Here is an 18,134-nt window from a genome sequence, read left to right as displayed (position 1 = left end):
TTCCGTCATCGTCACCACCAATCTCGCCTTCGGCGAATGGCCCAGCGTGTTCGGCGATGCCAAGATGACCACAGCGTTGCTCGACAGGTTGACCCACCACTGCGACATCGTCGAGACCGGCAACGACAGTTGGCGATTCAAAAGCCGAGACGACGATCACATCACCCGCGCTCGTCTCGTCTCCGCAACCCCGGCCAGCTCCGACGAGACGAGCGCTACCAGCAAAGCCCGCCGTCCGAAGGGGTCAAAATTGGACGCCGATGAGGGGTCAAATTTGCAAGCCGATTGACACCGTGATCCTCGGCGTGGACGGCATCAGCGACTTCAACGCGCTGCACAGCCGGCTATACGACCATGAGGTGCAGCTATACGCCTTCGATATTCTGGTGATGGGCGGCGACGACTTACGCGGTCTGCCTCTGCACCTCCGCAAGACAAACCTAGAGAGGCTACTGGCACGGCGTGCGGACGGGATCACGGTGGCACCGTTCGAACGCGGCGAAATAGGTCGCGACCTCTTCCGGGCGGCGTGCCGGATGGGCCTTGGTCTCCAAACATCGCGATCGGCCTTACCGCGGCGGCCGGCAAAAATTCTGGATCAAGGTCAAGAACCGTAGTCACCCCGCAATGGAGCGCGAGCTGTAGGGGTTCGTGGAACCGACAAAAGCAGCGCCACGTTGATTGCCATGGCCCTGAAGGAAGTCCGAGGCTGGTTGACCAATATCGGCGTGCTGGCCGCGCGGCCAGCCGCGTTCGTCGTGTTTCTCGTTTATGCCGCGCTTTGGGTCGTCTTCGGCAATGGCCGAGAGTGGCATTCGCCTGCCACTCTCGCTACCTGGGGAATGACCCTCGTTATCCAACGCGCCGAGTACCGCGACACGCAAGCCATACATGCCAAGCTCGACGAACTCCTGAAAGTTCATGGCGATGCCAAAAACTCGCTTATGAGTATCGATGACAAGGACGCTGAGGAAGTCAAGCGGGAGCGAGCACAGGTCCGTACGTCGTGAGTTACTCGATCACGTTGACTCCTCTTCCCCTTTTTCCCTTTGGGTTCCAGAATTAACTCGTCACCGCGACATCAAGCTTAATTGCAGACTTTGATTGCAACGAAGCTGCGGAGCGCTAGCTTTTCATGGCCGGACTTGCCCTTGGTCCGGGTCCCCAAGTGGCGAAGCCGTCGCGCGACCATACTCGTCGCGGCGGCTTCGCTGGGTTGTAGGGCTCTCGCGCGAGTTTCATTTGAAAAGGCAGTCAGACCGCGAAACCATCGATCTCATTGAGATGCGTCGGCAACTCACGGCCCTGCGCTCGCAGCACTCGGAGAACCTTGCGATAGCATCGCTACTGAACCGTTTCCTCGTGAAGGTTGCATTCCTCTCAGAGCCTAAAGACCCGGAGCACGAACAGTATCTCCGATCTGAGTTTGCACAGACGCTGAAGAAGGTAGAGGCGATCACCTCGCGCAGGCCAACTGCGAAGCGATCAGTGACCACTAAGCCTCCAAGTAACACTTAACGATCGTATCTCATTGCGCTTGTCGGCGGCTGCGCCGATGCAAAATGCAGTCGCGAAGTCGTCCTTGTTTCGCGCACTGGCGCCTTCGCGGCCAGGCTCAGCTCGAGCCAGCGTTGGGGAAGCCACTAACTTGTAGCAAGTGGCCGTAGTAATTCATGCCGACGCTCAGACACTCAGCTGAAATCTATGCAGCTTTAGCTACTTGCGCTGGGGAGTGTAGAGGAGCGGATATCCTCAAGGTCTCGACAGCTGGAGTCCGGCGATGCCCGATGACTGTAGCCCAGACCTCCCATCTAAAACTCTGAGCGAGCGGCGCGAACCTCACCCGACCCGATTCATCGCCATTTAGCCGATGACGGGATTTTAGTCCAAGAGAACAACAGCATCGAGCGCCACGGCAGCGGATTGGAAGCGCGGTTGGAGATGACCTTCTCGAAGGAGCTTCTTACGACGAAGCCCACCAGCCGTCCGGGAAAGGCTCCAACGGCTTGTGACGATCATTATCGTTCGCAGCCGTGTGATGAACCGGTTCGAAGCTCTGGACGAAACATCGGAATGTGCTCGGGACCGGCTCATGCGACGTGCCAGGATCGCACGCACCAAAGCCGGGTAGAAGCCTCGGAGCTGTTGGCCGAGCAATCGGCCATCTTTGTGCGGCGCCCCCCACGGTATCACCTCGATCCTTCCGCGGGCCTGCCCTGTCGGTTACCGGGCCCAGCGGAGCGAACTTTAAGTTTTGCTTGTTTCCTGAACTCGTACGCTTATGGAAGCTACGGAAGTCGCGGGCTGAGACGATTGCCGCCAATATAAAGGCCAGCACACAGGCAGCGGCTAAGGACCACAGGGCAATAGCGAATTGCTTCTGCATGCCATTCAATTGTGCGACGTTGGGCGCTTAGGCTAATCCAAATCAAAGGTCATGGCTAATGGCCACAGCTTGATTTAACGACTCTCAACGGCAATCGGAGGAGATAGCTTCGCTTTCTCAGTTCTGTTCACACTCTGGCTGACAGCCGTACGTGCGTGAGCATTCACCAACGTTCAAAAAGTCTCGTCTTCGCGTGCAACTCACTTCAAGGCTCCTCATCTCAAGCACTCGAAGAAACGGCTCCTGCATCTGGGGGCTAAGCAGGAACGCTGGAGCCGTCCCTTCGAGCTCCTTGTGCGTTCGTCCGGCACAATTGTCCTCAACTATATGCTATTTTGAGTTATTTTCTACATTTAATTTATTTATCTACCTTTATTTAAATTATTTAATATGCTCGCGCTTGGTGCCTTTTCAGTCACAACTCGCGCCACATTGCGAAGCTCGGACATCGTGGGCCGGAAGTCCTCGCGGGCGCGTCTCCAATGGCCCGGCTTCCCGAAAGCCCCCAGCGGGGGGCCGTCTTGCAGATCAAGCACTACCCGGGCCAGCATTGGCCGCTTATTGAGTAGCTGCCGAGCCGGACGTCAGCCATCCGGCTCAATCGTTTGGAGCCGGACCAAAATCACGGCGGCCAGCGGCTCTCAGATCGACGCACTCCGCCAGCCTACGTCAAGGAACAGTCAGTGCTCGCGCCCGTTACTCCGGTCAACCTCAACGGAGCACTCTCACATGCTGAAGATAGCTCTTGCCTTGGCCGCGACCGCGGCGGCGCTGACAACTACCCCGGTTGCCATTCCGGCCAACGCCCAAGGGGTTAAGATGGCCCAAGGTGTTGATGTTCAGATCGGACGAGATCGCGAGGACCGCTACTACAGGGAACGTGACTACAGAGACCGTGACCGCTACGACCGCGACACCACAGTTGGCGTCGGTCCGGGAGGCGTTACGATCGGGCCAAGACAGCGCTGCCGCACGGAGACGGTCACGGTGGAGCGCGATGGCCGCATGGTTACACGCAGGGAGCGTCGCTGCGACTAATTCTGTCGCCGGAGTGAAGGCGGAATTACGCCCCGCGCCGCAAAGGCAGCGAGTTCCCCCGCTCGACGCCATCGGTGGCTGCGCAGAGCCATGAAAGACGAAGCAAAAAAGCGGGCCTTGCGGCGCTGACCAGCGGCATTCTGGGCAAGCGCCCGGACGAGCAAGCTTCCGCGCGCATCCGCTCGCCGAGGCCGCTTCGCCCGCCGCCTCACCTCCGCCGCCGGGAATGCCGCCAACGCTCCAAGGGAAGTCCGCGACCGCGGCAGTCAGCAGAGAAGCCGGTCGCCTTGTCCGCCGGCGGCCCCGATGATGAACGAGCGCGATTGCCCGCGGTGGTGATCGCCGACCTCGTCCTTGGTGAGCTTCGCAAAATGGATGGCTCTCCGAGATCCGGAGTCTCGGTCATCGTCTACGGAAGTCGACCCTTGGAATGCCATGATCAGGTTCGCACCGTTCTCGACGAATTCCCAAGACGCTGCACGCCTTCGACACGCTTTGCCCGACATCGTCTTCAGGCTTCGGCAGTACGTCGACCTCGAAAAGTAGGTTCTGCCGATCACCTTCCACCAAATTCGGTGCTCTACCCACCCCCTGCCGCGCCCGATGTGACTTCCGATATTTGGGCATTGCCGACGCCGACCGCTTCGCGCCAAGAGCTGCCCTTCGAGCGAGGTCGCGTTTTGACCAAAACTGGTCTTTAGCAGTTGCCTAGACAGACAGTCTCGCTCGGGAATCATGCAGCGGTCGCCGAACCAGAGGCGCCGCCATAGACGTCGGAGATTGGTTGCGGGGGCTCGGCCTCGAAGAGTATGAGGCGGCATTCCGCGAGAACGAGATCAACGAGTTGTCCTCCCGAGCTTGACGGCGAGGACTTGAAGGATCTTGGCGTCGCAATTCTCGGGCATCGCCGTAAGCTGCTCAACGCCATCGCCATTTTGCAGGCCGAAATCGGGTGCCCCAGCGCCGTCCGACGAGCCTCTGGCGACCGACAAAGCCGCCGAGGACACCGCCGAGCGCCGCCACGTCATCGTAATGTTCTCGGACCTCTTCGGTTCGACGGCGCTCTCCGCACGTATGGACCCGGAGGACCTACGCGACATCATTTCGGCCTATCAGAGATGCGTCGCTGACATTGTCAGGCGCTTTGGGGGCTTCGTGGCGAAATACATGGGCGACGGGGTGCTCGTTTACTTTGGCTATCCGCAGGCGCACGAAGACGATGCTGAGCGAGCCGTGCGCGCAGCACTGGAGGCGATTGCGGCAGTTGGGGCGCTCAAATTGTCCGTTACGCTGCGAACGCGCGTTGGTATTGCGACGGGGCTTGTGGTGGTTGGCGATCTGATCGGATCCTCCGGTCTACGGCTGGTTCAGTGAGGGCTTTAACACCTTGGACTTGAAGCAGGCGAAGGCGATACTCGACGAACTGGCGCAATGAGAGACCTGTGGTCATGCAGGTCAGCATGGAACGTCGGCTCCTGGGTCACTTGCTGACTTAGGCGAGGACGACGCGTGAAACCTGTGCTTCAGCTCACGAAGCCGACATCCGACGTTGATGAGCACACGCCCTACGCCCGCCGCATCAGCTTGAGCGACGCCGCAAGCCGCAGGCTACGCTTGCCCGCCAGCGCGATGCCTTCGAGCTCGCCGCTGTCTTCCGTGCAGGTCCCGGAGAAGCCGATGCCAACCTCGAGGCCGCCAAACACGGGGTTTTCGCCTTTCGCCGGCGTGTGCTCCTGGTTCAGCATCTCACCCTTCCAGCGGCCGTCCGCCGAGGAATAGGCGCCGAGATAGTAGAAGAACGCATCGCCGCCGAGGATGCGCCCATCGATCAGCAGCATCACGCCGGACAGTCCGGCATCGATGCCGTCGAGCGCGTTCAGCCTCATCCCATAGAGCCCGTTGGCGATGCCGCCCGGCCCGACCGTACCGCTCGGAGGCAGCCCCTCGTCGTCAAGCCGCGTGAGATTGGCCCAGAATCTTGCGCCCGGCATGGTGTCCGCGCCGCCCTCGAGACGGATCTGGTTGCCGTACAGCCGTCCGCGCGCCCGGATCGAGGCGACGTCGGCCCCCATCAGCGGCTTGTAGTTGGGGTCCAGGTTGTGCCGATCGGTGATGACCTCGGCGATGATCTCGCCGCCCTGCTCCACAAAGGTGCCAAAATGCGCAAAGCCCGAATTGCCGCCGAGCATCTTGCCGTCATGCAGGCACATGATGCTGCGGCCGAACGCATCGTTGACGCCGTATTCAACCTTGTAGAGCCCGTCCAGCAACGTCCTGAACCCGCAAAATCGGAAAACAATTGCGGGCTACCTAGCATCGTCGCCGCACCGAAGCCACCGGCTTTTCCGCGCGGGACCGCTCACGGGACGCTCGCCGCCATGATGTCATCATACCCCTGTTTTGCCCGACGGGTCAAATCGATTTCGTAAAATCCGCAAGCTTGGAATTTCAATGACTTGGCTACTGTGCATGGGGTTGTTTTTCGACTTTTTGTATCCGGCTCGCCGAAAAAGCCCCTCACGCGTCAGTGACGCTTGAAATACTGCACCTCGCGCTCGTGCTTCTCGGCGGCCGCACGGCTCTTGAAAGTGCCGAGGTTACGGCGCTTACCGGTCTTCGGATTCACCTTGCGTGAATAGAGGCGGTATTCGCCCGATGCCAGTTTGCGGATCATGGTCGCGCTCCGTTTTGTCTGGATGTCAACGGCGCACGCGCGAGCCGGGTTCCGTCAAATCGTGGCTCTGTTCGTGAAGCGCCCGCGCAATCGCGATGGCGTTCAGAAGCACAACGTGGTGACCAGCCTGCCCTGCTTGTCCTTGATCGCGTAGGGGCAGCGAATGCGCTCCAGCGCCTTCTTGGCGTCCTCGTCGCCGAGCGCGGCGGCGCGCTCGTAATAGGCCTTCGCGGCGTCCTTGTCCTTCGGACCGCCGCGGCCGCCTTCCGCGAAGGCGCCCATCCGCTCCAGCGCGCCGGGATGATTTTGTGCCGCGGCCTTCTCGAACAGCGCGCGCGCCGCAACGTCGTCCTTGGCACCGCCCGTGCCTTCGGACAGCATCACGCCGAGCTGATACTGCGCTTCCGCGTTGGTCTCGGCAGCCTTGCCGAGCAGCGCGCGCACCTGGCCGGGGTCGGCCGGCGCGGCGCCACCTGCGCCGCCGAGCGCGGCGAGATTGCTGACGCCACGGGGGTTGCCGGCCTGCGCCGCCTTCTCGAACAGCTTTCGCGCTTGCGCTTCGTCCTTGGCGGCGCCCGAGCCGGTGGCGTAGGCGACGCCGAGCTCGACCATCGCTGCGCTCGATCCCTTGTCGGCCGCCTTGCGCCAGGCGGCGATCGCCTCTGCCGCCTGCCGGTTGGCCGCATAGGCGCGGCCGAGCGCGAACATCGCGCGCCGCGAGGATGGCGCGGCTTGCCTGCAGAACTTGATGGCGGTTGCGATGTCGGAGGATGCGATCTCCGCGACGCCCTTCACGTCAGCCGGCTTGTCGGGATCGCTGGGATCGGCGGCGAGCCGGTCGCACAGGACGAGATCGGCCGATTGCGCCTGCGCCGTCAAGGGCACGGCAAGCGCGAAGAGCATGGCAAGGAGGTAGGTCCGCATGGTCGTCACGTTGCGTCTCCGCCTCGGCAAATTCAAGGGTCGCATCGCGCCCATCAGGCCGAGCGTCGAGAGCATGCGGACGTTTTCCATGAACAGTTCCTGGCGCGATCAGGCGCGGTGCATCAGCTTGAGCGCGGCGGTGAGGCGCAGGCTGCGCCTGCCGGCAAGCGCCGTTGCCTCCAGCATCGCCTGTTCGCTGTCATAGCTGCCGGAGAAGCCGATGCCGACCTCGTGGCCGCCGAAGATCGGATCGTCCTTGGCCGGCGTGTGCTCCTGGTTGAGAATCTGGCCCTTCCAGCGGCCCTTCGCGGCGGTGTAGCTGCCGAGATAATAGAACGCTGCATCGCCGCCGAGGATGCGGCCCTGGTTGAGCAGCATCACGCCGGTGAGCCCGCCGTCGATGCCGTCGAGCATGCGCAGATGGATCGAGTAGAGGCCGTCGGCAATGCTGTCCGCACCGACGCCGCCGGCGATCGGCACCTCGTCGTCCGTGGTCGGCGTCATCACCGACTGAAACGGCACGCCAGGCAGCTCCTTGAGCTCGCCCTTGAAACGATAGAGATCGCCGTCGGCCCAGCCCTTCGCGATCAAGGTCGCATCGTCGGTGCCGGCCATGGCGCGGTAGTTCGGATCGGGGTTGTGGCGCACGGTCTTGATCTCGACGTCGACACCGCTGTCGGTCTTGTCGTAGGTGCCGATATGGGCGAAGGCCGAATTGCCACCGAGCATCTTGCCATTGCCGGCATGCATCACGCTCCGGCCGACGGCATCGCCGAGCTGAAATCTCACCTTGTAGAAGCCTTCAAACACCAGCCGTGTCCCCGGCCCTGCGCGCATCCGGCAAGCACTCTAACCCGCTTTCGGCGGCAATGGACAAGTTTCGCGCGGCGCAGCCCCGAGCCTCATGGGGATGGCTGTCATCCAAATGCAAAAAATCCGCCGGAGCCTTCGCTCCGGCGGATTGAGAGCCAACCCGGGCCAGCCCCCCAGCCCGGGCCGGGAGGACCTTAGGCCGCGGCCTTCTTGTCGGTCGGCACGGACGAGATCGTCTTCAGGATCTGCGAAGCGATCTGGTAGGGGTCGCCCTGCGAGTTCGGACGGCGGTCTTCCAGATAGCCCTTGTAGCCGTTGTTGACGAAGGAGTGCGGAACGCGGATCGAGGCGCCGCGATCGGCAACGCCATAGCTGAACTTGTTCCACGGCGCGGTCTCGTGCTTGCCGGTCAGACGCTTGTCGTTGTCCGGGCCGTAGACGGCGATGTGGTCCATGAGGTTCTTCTCGAAGGCAGCCATCAGCGCCTCGAAATACTCCTTGCCGCCGACTTCGCGCATATAGGCGGTCGAGAAGTTGGCGTGCATGCCCGAGCCGTTCCAATCGGTGTCGCCGAGCGGCTTGCAGTGGAATTCGATGTCGATGCCGTACTTCTCGGTGAGGCGCAGCATCAGGTAGCGGGCCATCCACATCTGGTCGGCAGCGGTCTTGGAGCCCTTGCCGAAGATCTGGAATTCCCACTGGCCCTTGGCGACTTCCGCGTTGATGCCTTCATGGTTGATGCCGGCCGCGAGGCAGAGGTCGAGATGCTCCTCGACGATCTTGCGGGCGACGTCGCCGACATTCGAGAAGCCGACGCCGGTGTAGTACGGACCCTGCGGCGCCGGATAGCCGGCGGTCGGGAAGCCGAGCGGACGGCCGTCCTTGTAGAAGAAATATTCCTGCTCGAAGCCGAACCATGCGCCGGCGTCGTCCAGGATGGTGGCGCGCTTGTTGGACGGATGCGGCGTCTTGCCGTCGGGCATCATGACTTCGCACATCACCAGCACGCCGTTGGTGCGCGCACCATCCGGGAACACCGCGACCGGCTTCAGCACGCAATCGGAGCTGTGGCCTTCGGCCTGCTGGGTGGAGGAGCCATCGAAGCCCCAGAGCGGAAGCTGCTCGAGCGTCGGGAACGACGCGAATTCCTTGATCTGAGTTTTGCCGCGCAAATTCGGAGTCGGCGTATATCCGTCGAGCCAGATGTACTCGAGCTTGTACTTGGTCATTGAGCCTCTCTGTAGATGATGCGAAAGGTGGGGTTGAGAGCCCCGCACGTTTGTACCCGGCCATCATCGGCCGGCCCTTCCCAAGCATTTAACGTGCCAAAAGGCCGCAGTACGGGCGGTTTTCCACGGCGGCCGTCCTCCCCCTGCTGCCGACCGGCCCTTCACCGCGCCGTGCGTCATAGCCGCGCACCTTCAAGTGAAGCTGCACCGCAAAAATACCGCGGAAAACGCCTGATTCTGAAGCAGTGGACGCCGCCCCGGAGGTTGCCGATCAAAGGTGCATCAACGTCCGGCAATTTTCGCAAACACTCCGGCCCCTCCCCAGCAACCTTTGGAATGGCCCAGGCGTTGGTCACCGACGGGGTGCCTTGGGGGATGCAGAGCTCTGCCTGCCTACAAATTAGGCGGAAGCTGATTTCCTTTTCGGCACTTTCCAATCCGGGAAGCGCGGCCGATATGGGGATTCCAGTAACCACAATCGAACGAGTCGGGCGCACCATGGAGGCCAAGGCGCTTCGACCAAGGAGAAATCGCAATGATGAACAATGGTCTGAGTCACGGATCTGCGAAGATCTACCAATTCCCCGTCGGCGGCCGTGCGGCTCTCGGGGGACGCCGTTACGACGAGACCCGCCTTCCCGCCGATCACGCCTCGCTGCCCTCGAACGTCTCGATCTGCAGCGACAGCTGGTATCACCAGGATGCGGTCGACGAAGCCAAGCCGAAATGGGATCGCTGATGCCTGTAGCCGGCTTGAAACCGCAGCGCTCTCGCAGTCGCCCGGCGGCAATTCGAAAAGGGCCGAAACAACGTTGTTTCGGCCCTTTTTGATTCTTTCGCGAGCCACGCCGTTCAGATCACCGCGCAGGCCGTGACCGGCCGCTTCAGATGCTTGACCGTCGTGGCCCGGGCCCTCCCGACGGTCAGCGTGATACCCGCCCCCGAATAGCGCGTGCCGGAGACCACCAGCCGCTTGGCGAGCGTGACGGGCTCACCGTCGATCTGAAGAAAGGCGCGCTTGTCGCCATCATAAAAACCAACGATGAACTGAGTACCATCGGCGCAGCGGTAGGTCCGGAAGGTCTGCGCATCCGCCTGCCGCGCGTTGAGGATTCCGCCCGCCAGCATGATGATCGCCAAAACAATGGCCTTGTGCCGGCCCATGATCGCCCCCTGTAATAGACCTCAAGGACGCCAACCGTGCATCCAGTGGAACCATAACCCAAGCCGATCCCATGTCAGACTCCCCTGCCCGCCATCTCGCCTTGCAAGGCGCCAGCAATTTTCGCGATCTCGGCGGCTATCCGACCACCGATGGCCGCACCACGCGCTGGCGGCACATCTTCCGCTCCAATCATCTCGGCCAGCTCACCGCAGCCGATGTCGAGATCGTCCGCGCGCTGGGCGTCAGAAGCGCGTTCGATTTCCGTGGGCTGGAGGAGCGCGCGGCCGGCGTCTGCGTCGTGAACGAGATTACGGTGCATTCGCTGCCCATCGAACCGACCGTCGTGGCCGCACTGCGCGCCGAACTCGCCCGGGGCAGGCTGACCGCGTCGGTGGCGCTGGAGCTCATGCGCGAGTCCTATCGCAACTATGTCCGCCACAACACGCACAGTTTTCGCGCGCTGTTCGGCCACCTGCTGGAAGACCGCGCGCCGCTCGTGATCCACTGCACCGCCGGCAAGGACCGCACCGGCTTTGCCAGCGCGCTGATCCTGCATGCGCTGGGCGTGCCCGACGATGTCATTGCCGACGACTACCTCTTGACCAACCGGCACTACAAGCGCGACGCGTCAAACGCCTCCGATCTTCCGGCCGATGTTCTCGACGCAATCGGCAGCGTCGAGACCTCGTACCTGGCGGCCGCTTTTGAAGCGGTCGGCAGCGAATATGGCGATCTCGAAACCTATCTGCGCGATGGGCTCAAGCTCGGCGCGGCCGAGCGGACCGCATTGAAGGCGCGCTATCTGCAATCATAGGCCACCACGCCGGGAGAACGATGATGCAAGACAAGGTCCTGATCGTGACCGGCGCATTCGGCGCGCTTGGCAAGGTGGTTGCGGAGACCGCGCAGGCGCGCGGCGCGCGCGTTGCCGGCATCGATCACGCGCCTGCGCGGAGTCCCGCAAGGCCCGAAAGCATCGAGATCGGCGGCGTCGACTTGTCCGACGCGGCGCAGGCGAAGACGGCCGTTGAGACGGCGGCAAGACATTTCGGCCGGCTCGATGCGCTGATCAACATCGCCGGCGGCTTCGCTTTCGAGACCATCGGCGACGGCGACATTGCGACGTGGCAGCGCATGCATGCGCTGAATGTCCTCACCGCGCTCAACACCTCGCGCGCGGCGCTGCCGCACCTCGTCGCATCCAAGGCTGGCCGCATCATCAATATCGGCGCGATGGGCGCGCTCCAGGCCGGCAGCGGCATGGGCCCCTATGCCGCGTCGAAAGCCGGCGTTCATCGACTGACCGAAGCGCTCGCCAACGAGTGGAAGGGCAAGGTCACGGTCAACGCCGTGCTGCCCTCGATCATCGACACAAAGGCCAACCGCGCCGATATGCCGAAGGCGGACTTTTCCAAATGGGTGACGCCACAGGAGCTCGCAGAGGTGATCCTGTTCCTCGCCAGCGATGCCGCCAGCGGCGTCACCGGCGCGCTGATCCCCGTGGGCGGGCGGGTGTAAGCAAAGCTTGGGCGGCGGCATCCGAGCGGCGGCTTCGATTCAATCGGAGCCGAGAAGGCTCTAGACTGCTCCCAACTGATTCTCCGACCGGACATTTCCTTGGAAACCGCGCTCTACCTGCCCGTCAAACGCTTCCTCGAAGAGCTCGGCTTCACAGTCAAGGGCGAGATCGGCGGCTGCGATCTCGTCGGCCTCAGCGCCGGCGATCCACCGGTCGTGGTGATCGGCGAGCTCAAGCTCGCCTTCAATCTCGAGCTGATCCTGCAGGCGGTCGACCGCGCGCCGGCCGGCGACGAGGTCTGGATCGCGGCGAAGATGTCAGCGCGCGGCAAGGGACGCGAGAGCGATGCGCGCTATCGCAATCTCTGCCGCCGCCTCGGCTTCGGCATGCTCGGGGTGACCGATCGCGGCCAGGTCGAGGTTCTGGTGAAACCGCCAACCGCGGCGCCGCGCCGCGAGCCGAAGATTCGGTCGCGCCTCGTCGCCGAGCATCAGCGGCGCCAGGGCGATCCGGTGCTCGGCGGCAGCACCCGCGCACCGATCATGACGGCCTATCGGCAGCAGGCGCTGGCCTGCGCATCAGAGCTCGCGGCAGGTCCGCGGTCCGTACGCGAGCTGCGTGTCCGTTGTCCCGATGCCGGCAAGATCTTGCTTAACAATGTGTATGGCTGGTTTGAGCGCGCTGAGCGGGGAATCTACCGGCTCACCGAAGCCGGACACGCTGCCCTGAAACGTTGGCCTCAGCCGCGGGTGGAGGTCGGCGCAGGTGCTGCGTCACCGCCATGACACCCGACCGGTGCATAGCTGAGCTGCCACACCAATTACATATTGCAATGCAACATTCACGGCACTAGGTATCCCGGCATCGAAACGAGGCCGTTATGAGCGCAGACTGGAATACCAAATATGGCACGCGGCGCGTGCGCCACGATCCGCCCACCCTGGACGAGGCGATCTTCGCTGCCATCGGCATCACCGACGACCAGGCGCAGCAGGCCGAGATCGCCGCAGCCCTGATGGGAATGCCGCTCGAGATCGTGCAAGCCGAGGTGAAGAAGCAGGCCCGCGCCAACGGTCGCATCACGGCCACGCGGGTGATCGCCGGCGAGCAGGGCGCGCAGCGCTCCGTCGTGGTCGAACGCCGCGTCGTCCGCCGTTTCGGCAACGACAAGCGCACCGGCACCTGAGCCCTCATCTTTCGACCTGAGAATACTAAGGCGGACCGGTTTTGCCGGTCCGCCGTTTGATTCCCGTCCGCGATTGGGGCTACGCGGCGCGATTGCCGTACATGCTTGAGATCAGCTTCCAGCAAGTGCTGTTAAAGCTGAGAAGAGCGCGCCCGGCCGTGAAGGGCGAGGCCGCGAGATCGGCGAGTTCGGCCTCAGGCGTCTTGGCGAGGTCGATCGTACCGGTCGATTCGCCGTGGCGGAAAGCCAGATGCGCCCCGAACTTCCGGGCGAGCGCCCGCATTGCGTGATTCTCGGCACCCGTCGTGATGCGCAGCTGCTTGTAGCCTTTCCAGCGCGCCTCCGCGATCAGGCGGCGGAACAACACGGTGCCGACACCCTGGCGGCGTGCGGAGGCTTCCACGCTGAAGGCGACTTCGGGCAGCGAATCGTCCTCCGCCGGATGCAGCTCGGCCGCACCGCGGACTACACCATCGACGATATAGGCAACGATCACGGTGCCATCCTCGGCGCAGCGGGCGGCGTAGCGCTCGATGAAGCTGTCGTCGAGAAAGCCGTTGAAACGGTCGTGCCGGCTTGCGGCATCGAGCCTCAACAGGTGATCGCGCAGAAGCGGCAATTCTTCCTGCTGGATCAGGGTCCGCACATAGCCCGGGGCGGTGCGGACGGTCTCTTCAAGTACCACGTCAGAACTCCTCTTGGTGTCCCTCGAGGAGGCGTTCGAATCCCTAGGCCTCCTATATTGTGCATCGCACCATGACTTTCAAGACGGAGACCTGCCCAAGTTAGAGGCAGCGGAATCGACCAATTCGTTAATGAAATCAATATCCCGTGGTCTTACAGGACCAGCTGCGTCTGGGTCACCACGGCGACCAGCTTGCCGTCCTCGGTTTCCAGCCGGGTGGTCCAGATCTGGGTCCGCCGGCCACGATGGACCGGAGTGGCCGTAGCGATGACAGTGGTCCCCTCCTTGGCGCCGCCGATGAAGTTGGTCTTGCTCTCCAGCGTGGTCGTGCCCTTGGCGTCCTCGGGCAGATTGATCACGGTCGCAGCCGCGCCAACGGAATCGGCCAGCGCCATCACCGCCCCACCGTGGATGGTGTGGTGAAGCGTGCAGAGATCGGGCCGGACCGGCATCCGCGCCACCACGCGGTCCTTCTCGGCTTCGACAAACTCGACGCCCTTGAGCTCGGCGAACGGCATCTTCATCGCTTTAAGTTTCTCGAGCGGTGTCATCAAAAGCCCTCCCAATTCATTGTTGTCTCAACGTGAATGGCTTCGCACGGCAAAGCAATGACGTCTGAGGTAATGGCCACCGTGACATTATCCGCTGCATGAGCGCATATGGTCTCGCCATGCGCCACTTCCCACCCCGCCGCATCGTCTGCCTGACCGAGGAAACGGTCGAGACGCTCTATCTGCTCGGCGAGCAGGACCGTATCGTCGGCGTGTCCGGCTACGCCGTCCGCCCGCCGCAGGTGCGGCGCGAAAAGCCGCGGGTGTCAGCCTTCGTCTCAGCGGACATCCCGAAGATTCTGGCATTGGAACCGGACCTCGTACTGGCCTTCTCCGATCTCCAAGCCGGCATCGTCGCCGACCTGGTCCGCGCCGGCATCGATGTCCATGTCTTCAACCAGCGCGACATTGCCGGGATCCTGACGATGATCCGCACCCTCGGTGCACTGGTTGACGCCGCCGGGCGCGCGGAAGACCTTGCGAAAAGTTTCGAGCGGCGCCTCGTGGCGATCGCAGCAACGCCCCGCCCCTCGCCGCGACCAAAAGTCTATTTCGAGGAGTGGGACGATCCACTGATCTCCGGCATCGGTTGGGTCTCCGAATTGATCGAGATCGCCGGCGGTGCGGATGCGTTTCCCGAGCTGCGACATCGGCAGGCGGCGAAGGAGCGCATCGTCTCGGCGGAGGCGGTGCGCGAGGCGGCGCCCGATGTGATCCTTGCCTCCTGGTGCGGCAAGAAAGTCGTGCCTGCCCGCATCCGCCAGCGCGAGGGCTGGAGCAAAATCCCCGCCGTGCGCGACGACCGCATCGTCGAGATCAAGTCGCCGATCATTCTCCAGCCCGGGCCGGCGGCGCTGACGGAAGGGCTCGATGCGATCGTGTCGGCCTTGTGGGGTTGAGCGCCAATGAGCTGACCGCAGCTCTCGTGTCCCGGACGCGCTGCAACGCCTCAGCGTTGCTGCGCAGAGCGGGATCCATCTCGCGACGGATTTCGGTGCAGCGTGGGCCCCGGCTCTGCAGCGCACCGCGAAGAAGCGCTGCGCTGCGTCCGGGGCACGAGATCTTCCTCACGTCACCGCGTTCACGACCTGATATTCCGGCCGCCGCCACACTTCGCCTGAAATCACCTCCTCGATGATCCCGGCCGCCCGCACGATCTCACCCTCGCCGATATACAGCGGCGTGATCCCGAAGCGCATGATATCCGGTGCACGGAAATCGCCGATGACACCGCGCGCGATCAGGGCCTGCATGGCGGCATAGCCGCCGTCGAAGACAAAGGAGACTTGCGATCCACGCTGCTCATGCGCGCGCGGCGTCACCAGCTTCAAGGACGGGCAGCGCCGTTCGACCTGGGCAATCAGAAGATCGCCGAGCGCCAGCGAGCGCGCGCGAACCTCCCTGATGTCAACCCTGTCCCAGATGTCGAGCGAGGCCTCCAGCGCCGCCATCGCCAGCACCGGCGGCGTTCCGACGCGCATGCGCTCGACGCCGCCGGCCGCCGCATAGGCGAGTTCGAACGCAAACGGTTTTGCGTGGCCCATCCAGCCGGACAGAGCGGCACGCGCGCTGTCGGCGTGACGCGGGGCGACATAGAGGAAGGCCGGCGCGCCGGGACCGGCGTTGAGATATTTGTAGGTGCAGCCGGCGGCGAAATCGGCGTCGCTCCCGGCGAGATCGACCGGCAACGCGCCGGCGGAATGGGCGAGATCCCACACGGTGACGATGCCAAGCGCATGCGCTTTCGCTGTCAGCTTCGCCATGTCGTGGCGGCGACCGGTGCGGTAATCCACCTCGGTGATGTAGAGCACCGCAATCTCGTCGGACAACGCGACCTCGATCTCCTCCGGCGCCACCAGGCGCAATTGATGGCCGCGCCCGAGCGTCGTAATGAGGCCCTCGGCCATGTAGAGGTCAGTCGGGAAGTTGCCGGTGTCCGACAGGACGATCTTGCGGGTCGGGGTCATGTCGAGCGCGGCGGCGAGGGCCTGATAGACCTTCAGGGAAAGCGTGTCTCCGACCATCACCGAGCCGGCCTCCGCGCCGATCAGCCGCGCGATGCGATCGCCGACATGGCGCGGCTGGACATACCAACCTGCGGTATTCCAGGCGCGGATCAGCCCGTTGCCCCACTCGTCCGTGATCACACGGTTGACACGCTCGGCAACGCCCGATGGCAGCGCGCCAAGCGAGTTGCCGTCGAGATAGATCACGCCGTCAGGCAAATGGAACAGCGCCTTGGTGTCGTCATAGACGCGAAGCCTGGTCATGGGCATCCCTACAGAATCGTACGCACGCGCCAGAGTTCGGGAAACAGCTCGACCTCCAGCATGCGCTTGAGATAGCTGACGCCGCCCGTGCCGCCGGTGCCGCGCTTGAAGCCGATGACGCGCTCGACCGTGGTCACATGGTTGAAGCGCCAGCGGCGGAAATAGTCCTCGAAATCGACCAGCTTCTCAGCCAGTTCGTAGAGCATCCAGTGCGTCTCCGGCGCCTCGTAGACGATACGCCAGGCCTGCAGCACGCCTTCGTTGAAGCTATGGCTTTCGCGAACATCGCGCGCCAGCACCGCCGCAGGCATCTTGAGCCCGTTGCGGTCGGCGAGCCGCAGCACCTCGTCATAGAGGCTTGGCGTCGCGAGTTCGGCTTCGAGCAGCTTCGTCGTCTCCGCATCGTGCGCATGCGGCTTCAGCATGGCGTGGTTGCGGTTGCCGAGCAGAAATTCGATCAGGCGGTATTGGCGCGACTGGAAGCCCGAGGATTGCCCGAGCTGCGAGCGGAAACGGGTATATTCGCTGGGCGTCATGGTGCGCAGCACGTCCCAGGCGTTGTTGAGCTGCTCGAAGATGCGCGACATCCGCGCCAGCATCTTCATCGCGGGCTGCACCTCATCCCGTGAGATCGCGCGGCGCGCGGCGCTGAGCTCGTGGATGGCGAGCCGCATCCACAGCTCCGTGGTTTGATGCTGGATAATGAACAGCATCTCGTCATGCGCTTCCGACAGCGGATGCTGCGCGCCAAGAATCGCATCCAGCGCCAAGTAGTCGCCATAGGACATGCGCCGGCCGAAATCGGTCTCGGCGCCTTCGCTTGCAGGATCGTAATCGCGGGACGTCATGACAGGTCCTTTCGATCGATCTTGCCCCGGCTTGCTCAGTCGAGGCCGATCAGGCGGGCGGTGATCGGTGAGGACGGGTCCTTCAGCCCGTCGATCACGGTAAAATGGTTGAGGCCGGGCTCGATGACGAGGTGCGTCGGCACGTCGAAGCCCGTCCAGATATTGGCCATCAGATCGGACTGGCGGATGAATTCGGGCCGCTCGCTGCCGCCGACCCAGGCGGTCACAGGCGAATGCCCACGCGGCAGGTGCAGCGCCGCGCTTTCCAGCGTCGCCTCCGCCATCGTCATGCGCAGCGTCTCATTCATCCCGGTCTTCAGGAGTGGACGCAGATCGTGCAGGCCGCTGATCGAGAGCGTGCCGGCGATGCGGTTGTGGACGGCGGGCTCGAGCGGGCTGTCGTCGCACAGCATGCGCGTGACGAGATGGCCGCCGGCGGAATGGCCGGCGAGCCGGATCGGCCCTGAGACGAGCGCGGCCGCTTTGACGACCGCGGCGGCGATTTCTGCCGTGATATCGGAGATGCGTGCGGCCGGCGTCAGCGTGTAGCTCGGCAGCGCCACCGTCCAGCCGTGATGCCGCGCGCCTTCGGCGAGATCGGTCCAGGTCGATTTGTCGAAGCGCATCCAGTAGCCGCCATGGACGAACACGACGAGGCCCTTGCTGTCGCCGTCGGGCAGGATCAGGTCGAGCTTCTGGCGCTCGCCGGCGCCATAGGCGATGTCCGCACGAAGAGCTTTCAGTCCGGCACGGTAGGTCGCCGCCCGCTCCGCCCACAGCGCCGGCATCTTGTCCGAGCCCGGGATATGGGCCGAATTGGCATAAGCGTCATCCCAATCGCGCATC

At 63.3% G+C, this 18,134-nt stretch carries 24 protein-coding genes; 13 read left to right on the top strand and 11 right to left on the bottom strand.

Annotated features, from left to right (window positions below; genetic code table 11):
* From YU9_RS0131285 to YU9_RS46410, 7 genes are all read left to right on the top strand, one after another.
* On the top strand, positions 1-289 hold a 289-nt coding region (locus YU9_RS0131285; RefSeq protein WP_027576332.1), incomplete at its 5' end, for an ATP-binding protein.
* A 4-nt stretch (positions 290-293) separates the two neighbouring features.
* On the top strand, positions 294-617 hold the full coding sequence (locus tag YU9_RS43000; protein WP_371259223.1) for a hypothetical protein: 324 nt from the start codon (positions 294-296) through the stop codon (positions 615-617).
* 69 nt (positions 618-686) lie between these two features.
* Positions 687-1,010 (top strand): low affinity iron permease family protein, encoded by a 324-nt coding sequence (locus YU9_RS0131275; RefSeq protein WP_027576331.1) that lies wholly within the window; start codon positions 687-689, stop codon positions 1,008-1,010.
* A gap of 2,105 nt (positions 1,011-3,115) precedes the next feature.
* Entirely contained in the window at positions 3,116-3,424 is a 309-nt protein-coding gene (locus tag YU9_RS49295) for a hypothetical protein (protein WP_027576329.1), read from the top strand.
* Between the two features lie 784 nt (positions 3,425-4,208).
* Entirely contained in the window at positions 4,209-4,286 is a 78-nt protein-coding gene (locus tag YU9_RS51220) for a hypothetical protein (protein WP_371259224.1), read from the top strand.
* Positions 4,287-4,296: 10 nt separating this feature from the next.
* Complete coding sequence (locus YU9_RS51215) at positions 4,297-4,554, top strand: SAM domain-containing protein (RefSeq protein WP_371259222.1); 258 nt, start codon at positions 4,297-4,299, stop codon at positions 4,552-4,554.
* Positions 4,457-4,798, top strand: a complete 342-nt coding sequence (locus YU9_RS46410; protein ID WP_027576327.1) for an adenylate/guanylate cyclase domain-containing protein — start codon at positions 4,457-4,459, stop codon at positions 4,796-4,798. Before YU9_RS51215 ends, YU9_RS46410 begins: the two co-directional genes overlap by 98 nt.
* Before the next feature lie 191 nt (positions 4,799-4,989).
* On the opposite strand, the gene YU9_RS0131235 is transcribed toward YU9_RS46410, so the two are convergent.
* From YU9_RS0131235 to YU9_RS0131215, 5 genes are all read right to left on the bottom strand, one after another.
* Entirely contained in the window at positions 4,990-5,694 is a 705-nt protein-coding gene (locus YU9_RS0131235; RefSeq protein ID WP_027576326.1) for a GrlR family regulatory protein, read from the bottom strand.
* Between the two features lie 254 nt (positions 5,695-5,948).
* The gene (locus YU9_RS48275; RefSeq protein ID WP_007609497.1) at positions 5,949-6,098 is read right to left on the bottom strand and encodes a hypothetical protein; all 150 of its coding nucleotides are present in this window, start codon (positions 6,096-6,098) and stop codon (positions 5,949-5,951) included.
* 102 nt (positions 6,099-6,200) lie between these two features.
* The gene (locus YU9_RS0131225) at positions 6,201-7,022 is read right to left on the bottom strand and encodes a tetratricopeptide repeat protein (protein ID WP_027576325.1); all 822 of its coding nucleotides are present in this window, start codon (positions 7,020-7,022) and stop codon (positions 6,201-6,203) included.
* Between the two features lie 108 nt (positions 7,023-7,130).
* The gene (locus tag YU9_RS0131220) at positions 7,131-7,832 is read right to left on the bottom strand and encodes a GrlR family regulatory protein (protein WP_027576324.1); all 702 of its coding nucleotides are present in this window, start codon (positions 7,830-7,832) and stop codon (positions 7,131-7,133) included.
* Positions 7,833-8,029: 197 nt separating this feature from the next.
* Positions 8,030-9,064, bottom strand: a complete 1,035-nt coding sequence (locus YU9_RS0131215) for a glutamine synthetase beta-grasp domain-containing protein (protein WP_027576323.1) — start codon at positions 9,062-9,064, stop codon at positions 8,030-8,032.
* Between the two features lie 535 nt (positions 9,065-9,599).
* Here YU9_RS0131215 and YU9_RS0131210 point away from each other — a divergent pair.
* Entirely contained in the window at positions 9,600-9,803 is a 204-nt protein-coding gene (locus YU9_RS0131210; RefSeq protein WP_027576322.1) for a DUF2735 domain-containing protein, read from the top strand.
* Between the two features lie 113 nt (positions 9,804-9,916).
* Here the strand turns inward: YU9_RS0131210 and YU9_RS0131205 are convergent, their stop codons facing one another.
* Positions 9,917-10,228 (bottom strand): MliC family protein, encoded by a 312-nt coding sequence (locus tag YU9_RS0131205; protein WP_027576321.1) that lies wholly within the window; start codon positions 10,226-10,228, stop codon positions 9,917-9,919.
* Between the two features lie 71 nt (positions 10,229-10,299).
* On the opposite strand from YU9_RS0131205, the gene YU9_RS0131200 reads away from it, so the two are divergent.
* The 4 genes from YU9_RS0131200 to YU9_RS0131185 all read left to right on the top strand — a co-directional run bounded on the left by YU9_RS0131200 (position 10,300) and on the right by YU9_RS0131185 (position 12,934).
* Complete coding sequence (locus YU9_RS0131200; RefSeq protein ID WP_027576320.1) at positions 10,300-11,043, top strand: tyrosine-protein phosphatase; 744 nt, start codon at positions 10,300-10,302, stop codon at positions 11,041-11,043.
* A 23-nt stretch (positions 11,044-11,066) separates the two neighbouring features.
* Positions 11,067-11,747 (top strand): SDR family oxidoreductase, encoded by a 681-nt coding sequence (locus YU9_RS0131195; RefSeq protein ID WP_027576319.1) that lies wholly within the window; start codon positions 11,067-11,069, stop codon positions 11,745-11,747.
* A gap of 99 nt (positions 11,748-11,846) precedes the next feature.
* Complete coding sequence (locus YU9_RS0131190; protein ID WP_027576318.1) at positions 11,847-12,533, top strand: DUF2161 domain-containing phosphodiesterase; 687 nt, start codon at positions 11,847-11,849, stop codon at positions 12,531-12,533.
* Between the two features lie 95 nt (positions 12,534-12,628).
* Positions 12,629-12,934: a hypothetical protein gene (locus YU9_RS0131185; protein WP_027576317.1), complete on the top strand. Its 306-nt coding sequence runs from the start codon at positions 12,629-12,631 to the stop codon at positions 12,932-12,934.
* Positions 12,935-13,013: 79 nt separating this feature from the next.
* Here YU9_RS0131185 and YU9_RS0131180 read toward each other — a convergent pair whose 3' ends face one another.
* A complete protein-coding gene (locus YU9_RS0131180) occupies positions 13,014-13,619 on the bottom strand; it encodes a GNAT family N-acetyltransferase (protein WP_027576316.1) in 606 nt (201 codons plus the stop codon).
* A 152-nt stretch (positions 13,620-13,771) separates the two neighbouring features.
* Positions 13,772-14,170, bottom strand: coding sequence for a PaaI family thioesterase (locus tag YU9_RS0131175; protein WP_027576315.1), 399 nt, complete (start codon positions 14,168-14,170; stop codon positions 13,772-13,774).
* A 119-nt stretch (positions 14,171-14,289) separates the two neighbouring features.
* Between YU9_RS0131175 and YU9_RS0131170 the strand changes: the two genes are divergently transcribed.
* Complete coding sequence (locus tag YU9_RS0131170; protein ID WP_027576314.1) at positions 14,290-15,069, top strand: cobalamin-binding protein; 780 nt, start codon at positions 14,290-14,292, stop codon at positions 15,067-15,069.
* Positions 15,070-15,237: 168 nt separating this feature from the next.
* On the opposite strand, the gene kynU is transcribed toward YU9_RS0131170, so the two are convergent.
* Genes kynU through YU9_RS0131155 form a run of 3 tightly spaced genes read right to left on the bottom strand, consistent with a single transcriptional unit; the run spans position 15,238 to position 18,133 of the window.
* Complete coding sequence (gene kynU, locus YU9_RS0131165) at positions 15,238-16,440, bottom strand: kynureninase (RefSeq protein ID WP_027576313.1); 1,203 nt, start codon at positions 16,438-16,440, stop codon at positions 15,238-15,240.
* A gap of 8 nt (positions 16,441-16,448) precedes the next feature.
* The gene (kynA, locus tag YU9_RS0131160; protein ID WP_027576312.1) at positions 16,449-17,288 is read right to left on the bottom strand and encodes a tryptophan 2,3-dioxygenase; all 840 of its coding nucleotides are present in this window, start codon (positions 17,286-17,288) and stop codon (positions 16,449-16,451) included.
* A 35-nt stretch (positions 17,289-17,323) separates the two neighbouring features.
* Complete coding sequence (locus tag YU9_RS0131155; RefSeq protein ID WP_027576311.1) at positions 17,324-18,133, bottom strand: alpha/beta hydrolase; 810 nt, start codon at positions 18,131-18,133, stop codon at positions 17,324-17,326.
* Position 18,134: the final 1 nt, after the last annotated feature.

The sequence above is a fragment of the Bradyrhizobium sp. WSM1743 genome, from assembly GCF_000473065.1.
Classification (GTDB): domain Bacteria; phylum Pseudomonadota; class Alphaproteobacteria; order Rhizobiales; family Xanthobacteraceae; genus Bradyrhizobium.
The sequence above is the reverse complement of the archived record's forward strand: the minus strand, read 5'-3'. Positions and strand labels throughout refer to the sequence as shown.

Excerpts from the sequence above, each read along its gene's own strand:
- YU9_RS0131275 (WP_027576331.1), top strand. The coding sequence starts at position 687 with ATGGCCCTGAAGGAAGTCCGAGGCTGGTTGACCAATATCGGCGTGCTG.
- YU9_RS49295 (WP_027576329.1), top strand. The coding sequence starts at position 3,116 with ATGCTGAAGATAGCTCTTGCCTTGGCCGCGACCGCGGCGGCGCTGACA.
- YU9_RS46410 (WP_027576327.1), top strand. The coding sequence starts at position 4,457 with ATGTTCTCGGACCTCTTCGGTTCGACGGCGCTCTCCGCACGTATGGAC.
- YU9_RS48275 (WP_007609497.1), bottom strand. The coding sequence starts at position 6,098 with ATGATCCGCAAACTGGCATCGGGCGAATACCGCCTCTATTCACGCAAG.
- YU9_RS0131225 (WP_027576325.1), bottom strand. The coding sequence starts at position 7,022 with ATGCGGACCTACCTCCTTGCCATGCTCTTCGCGCTTGCCGTGCCCTTG.
- YU9_RS0131215 (WP_027576323.1), bottom strand. The coding sequence starts at position 9,064 with ATGACCAAGTACAAGCTCGAGTACATCTGGCTCGACGGATATACGCCG.
- YU9_RS0131210 (WP_027576322.1), top strand. The coding sequence starts at position 9,600 with ATGATGAACAATGGTCTGAGTCACGGATCTGCGAAGATCTACCAATTC.
- YU9_RS0131205 (WP_027576321.1), bottom strand. The coding sequence starts at position 10,228 with ATGGGCCGGCACAAGGCCATTGTTTTGGCGATCATCATGCTGGCGGGC.
- YU9_RS0131200 (WP_027576320.1), top strand. The coding sequence starts at position 10,300 with ATGTCAGACTCCCCTGCCCGCCATCTCGCCTTGCAAGGCGCCAGCAAT.
- YU9_RS0131195 (WP_027576319.1), top strand. The coding sequence starts at position 11,067 with ATGCAAGACAAGGTCCTGATCGTGACCGGCGCATTCGGCGCGCTTGGC.
- YU9_RS0131185 (WP_027576317.1), top strand. The coding sequence starts at position 12,629 with ATGAGCGCAGACTGGAATACCAAATATGGCACGCGGCGCGTGCGCCAC.
- YU9_RS0131175 (WP_027576315.1), bottom strand. The coding sequence starts at position 14,170 with ATGACACCGCTCGAGAAACTTAAAGCGATGAAGATGCCGTTCGCCGAG.
- YU9_RS0131170 (WP_027576314.1), top strand. The coding sequence starts at position 14,290 with ATGCGCCACTTCCCACCCCGCCGCATCGTCTGCCTGACCGAGGAAACG.
- kynU (WP_027576313.1), bottom strand. The coding sequence starts at position 16,440 with ATGACCAGGCTTCGCGTCTATGACGACACCAAGGCGCTGTTCCATTTG.
- kynA (WP_027576312.1), bottom strand. The coding sequence starts at position 17,288 with ATGACGTCCCGCGATTACGATCCTGCAAGCGAAGGCGCCGAGACCGAT.
- YU9_RS0131155 (WP_027576311.1), bottom strand. The coding sequence starts at position 18,133 with ATGCGCGATTGGGATGACGCTTATGCCAATTCGGCCCATATCCCGGGC.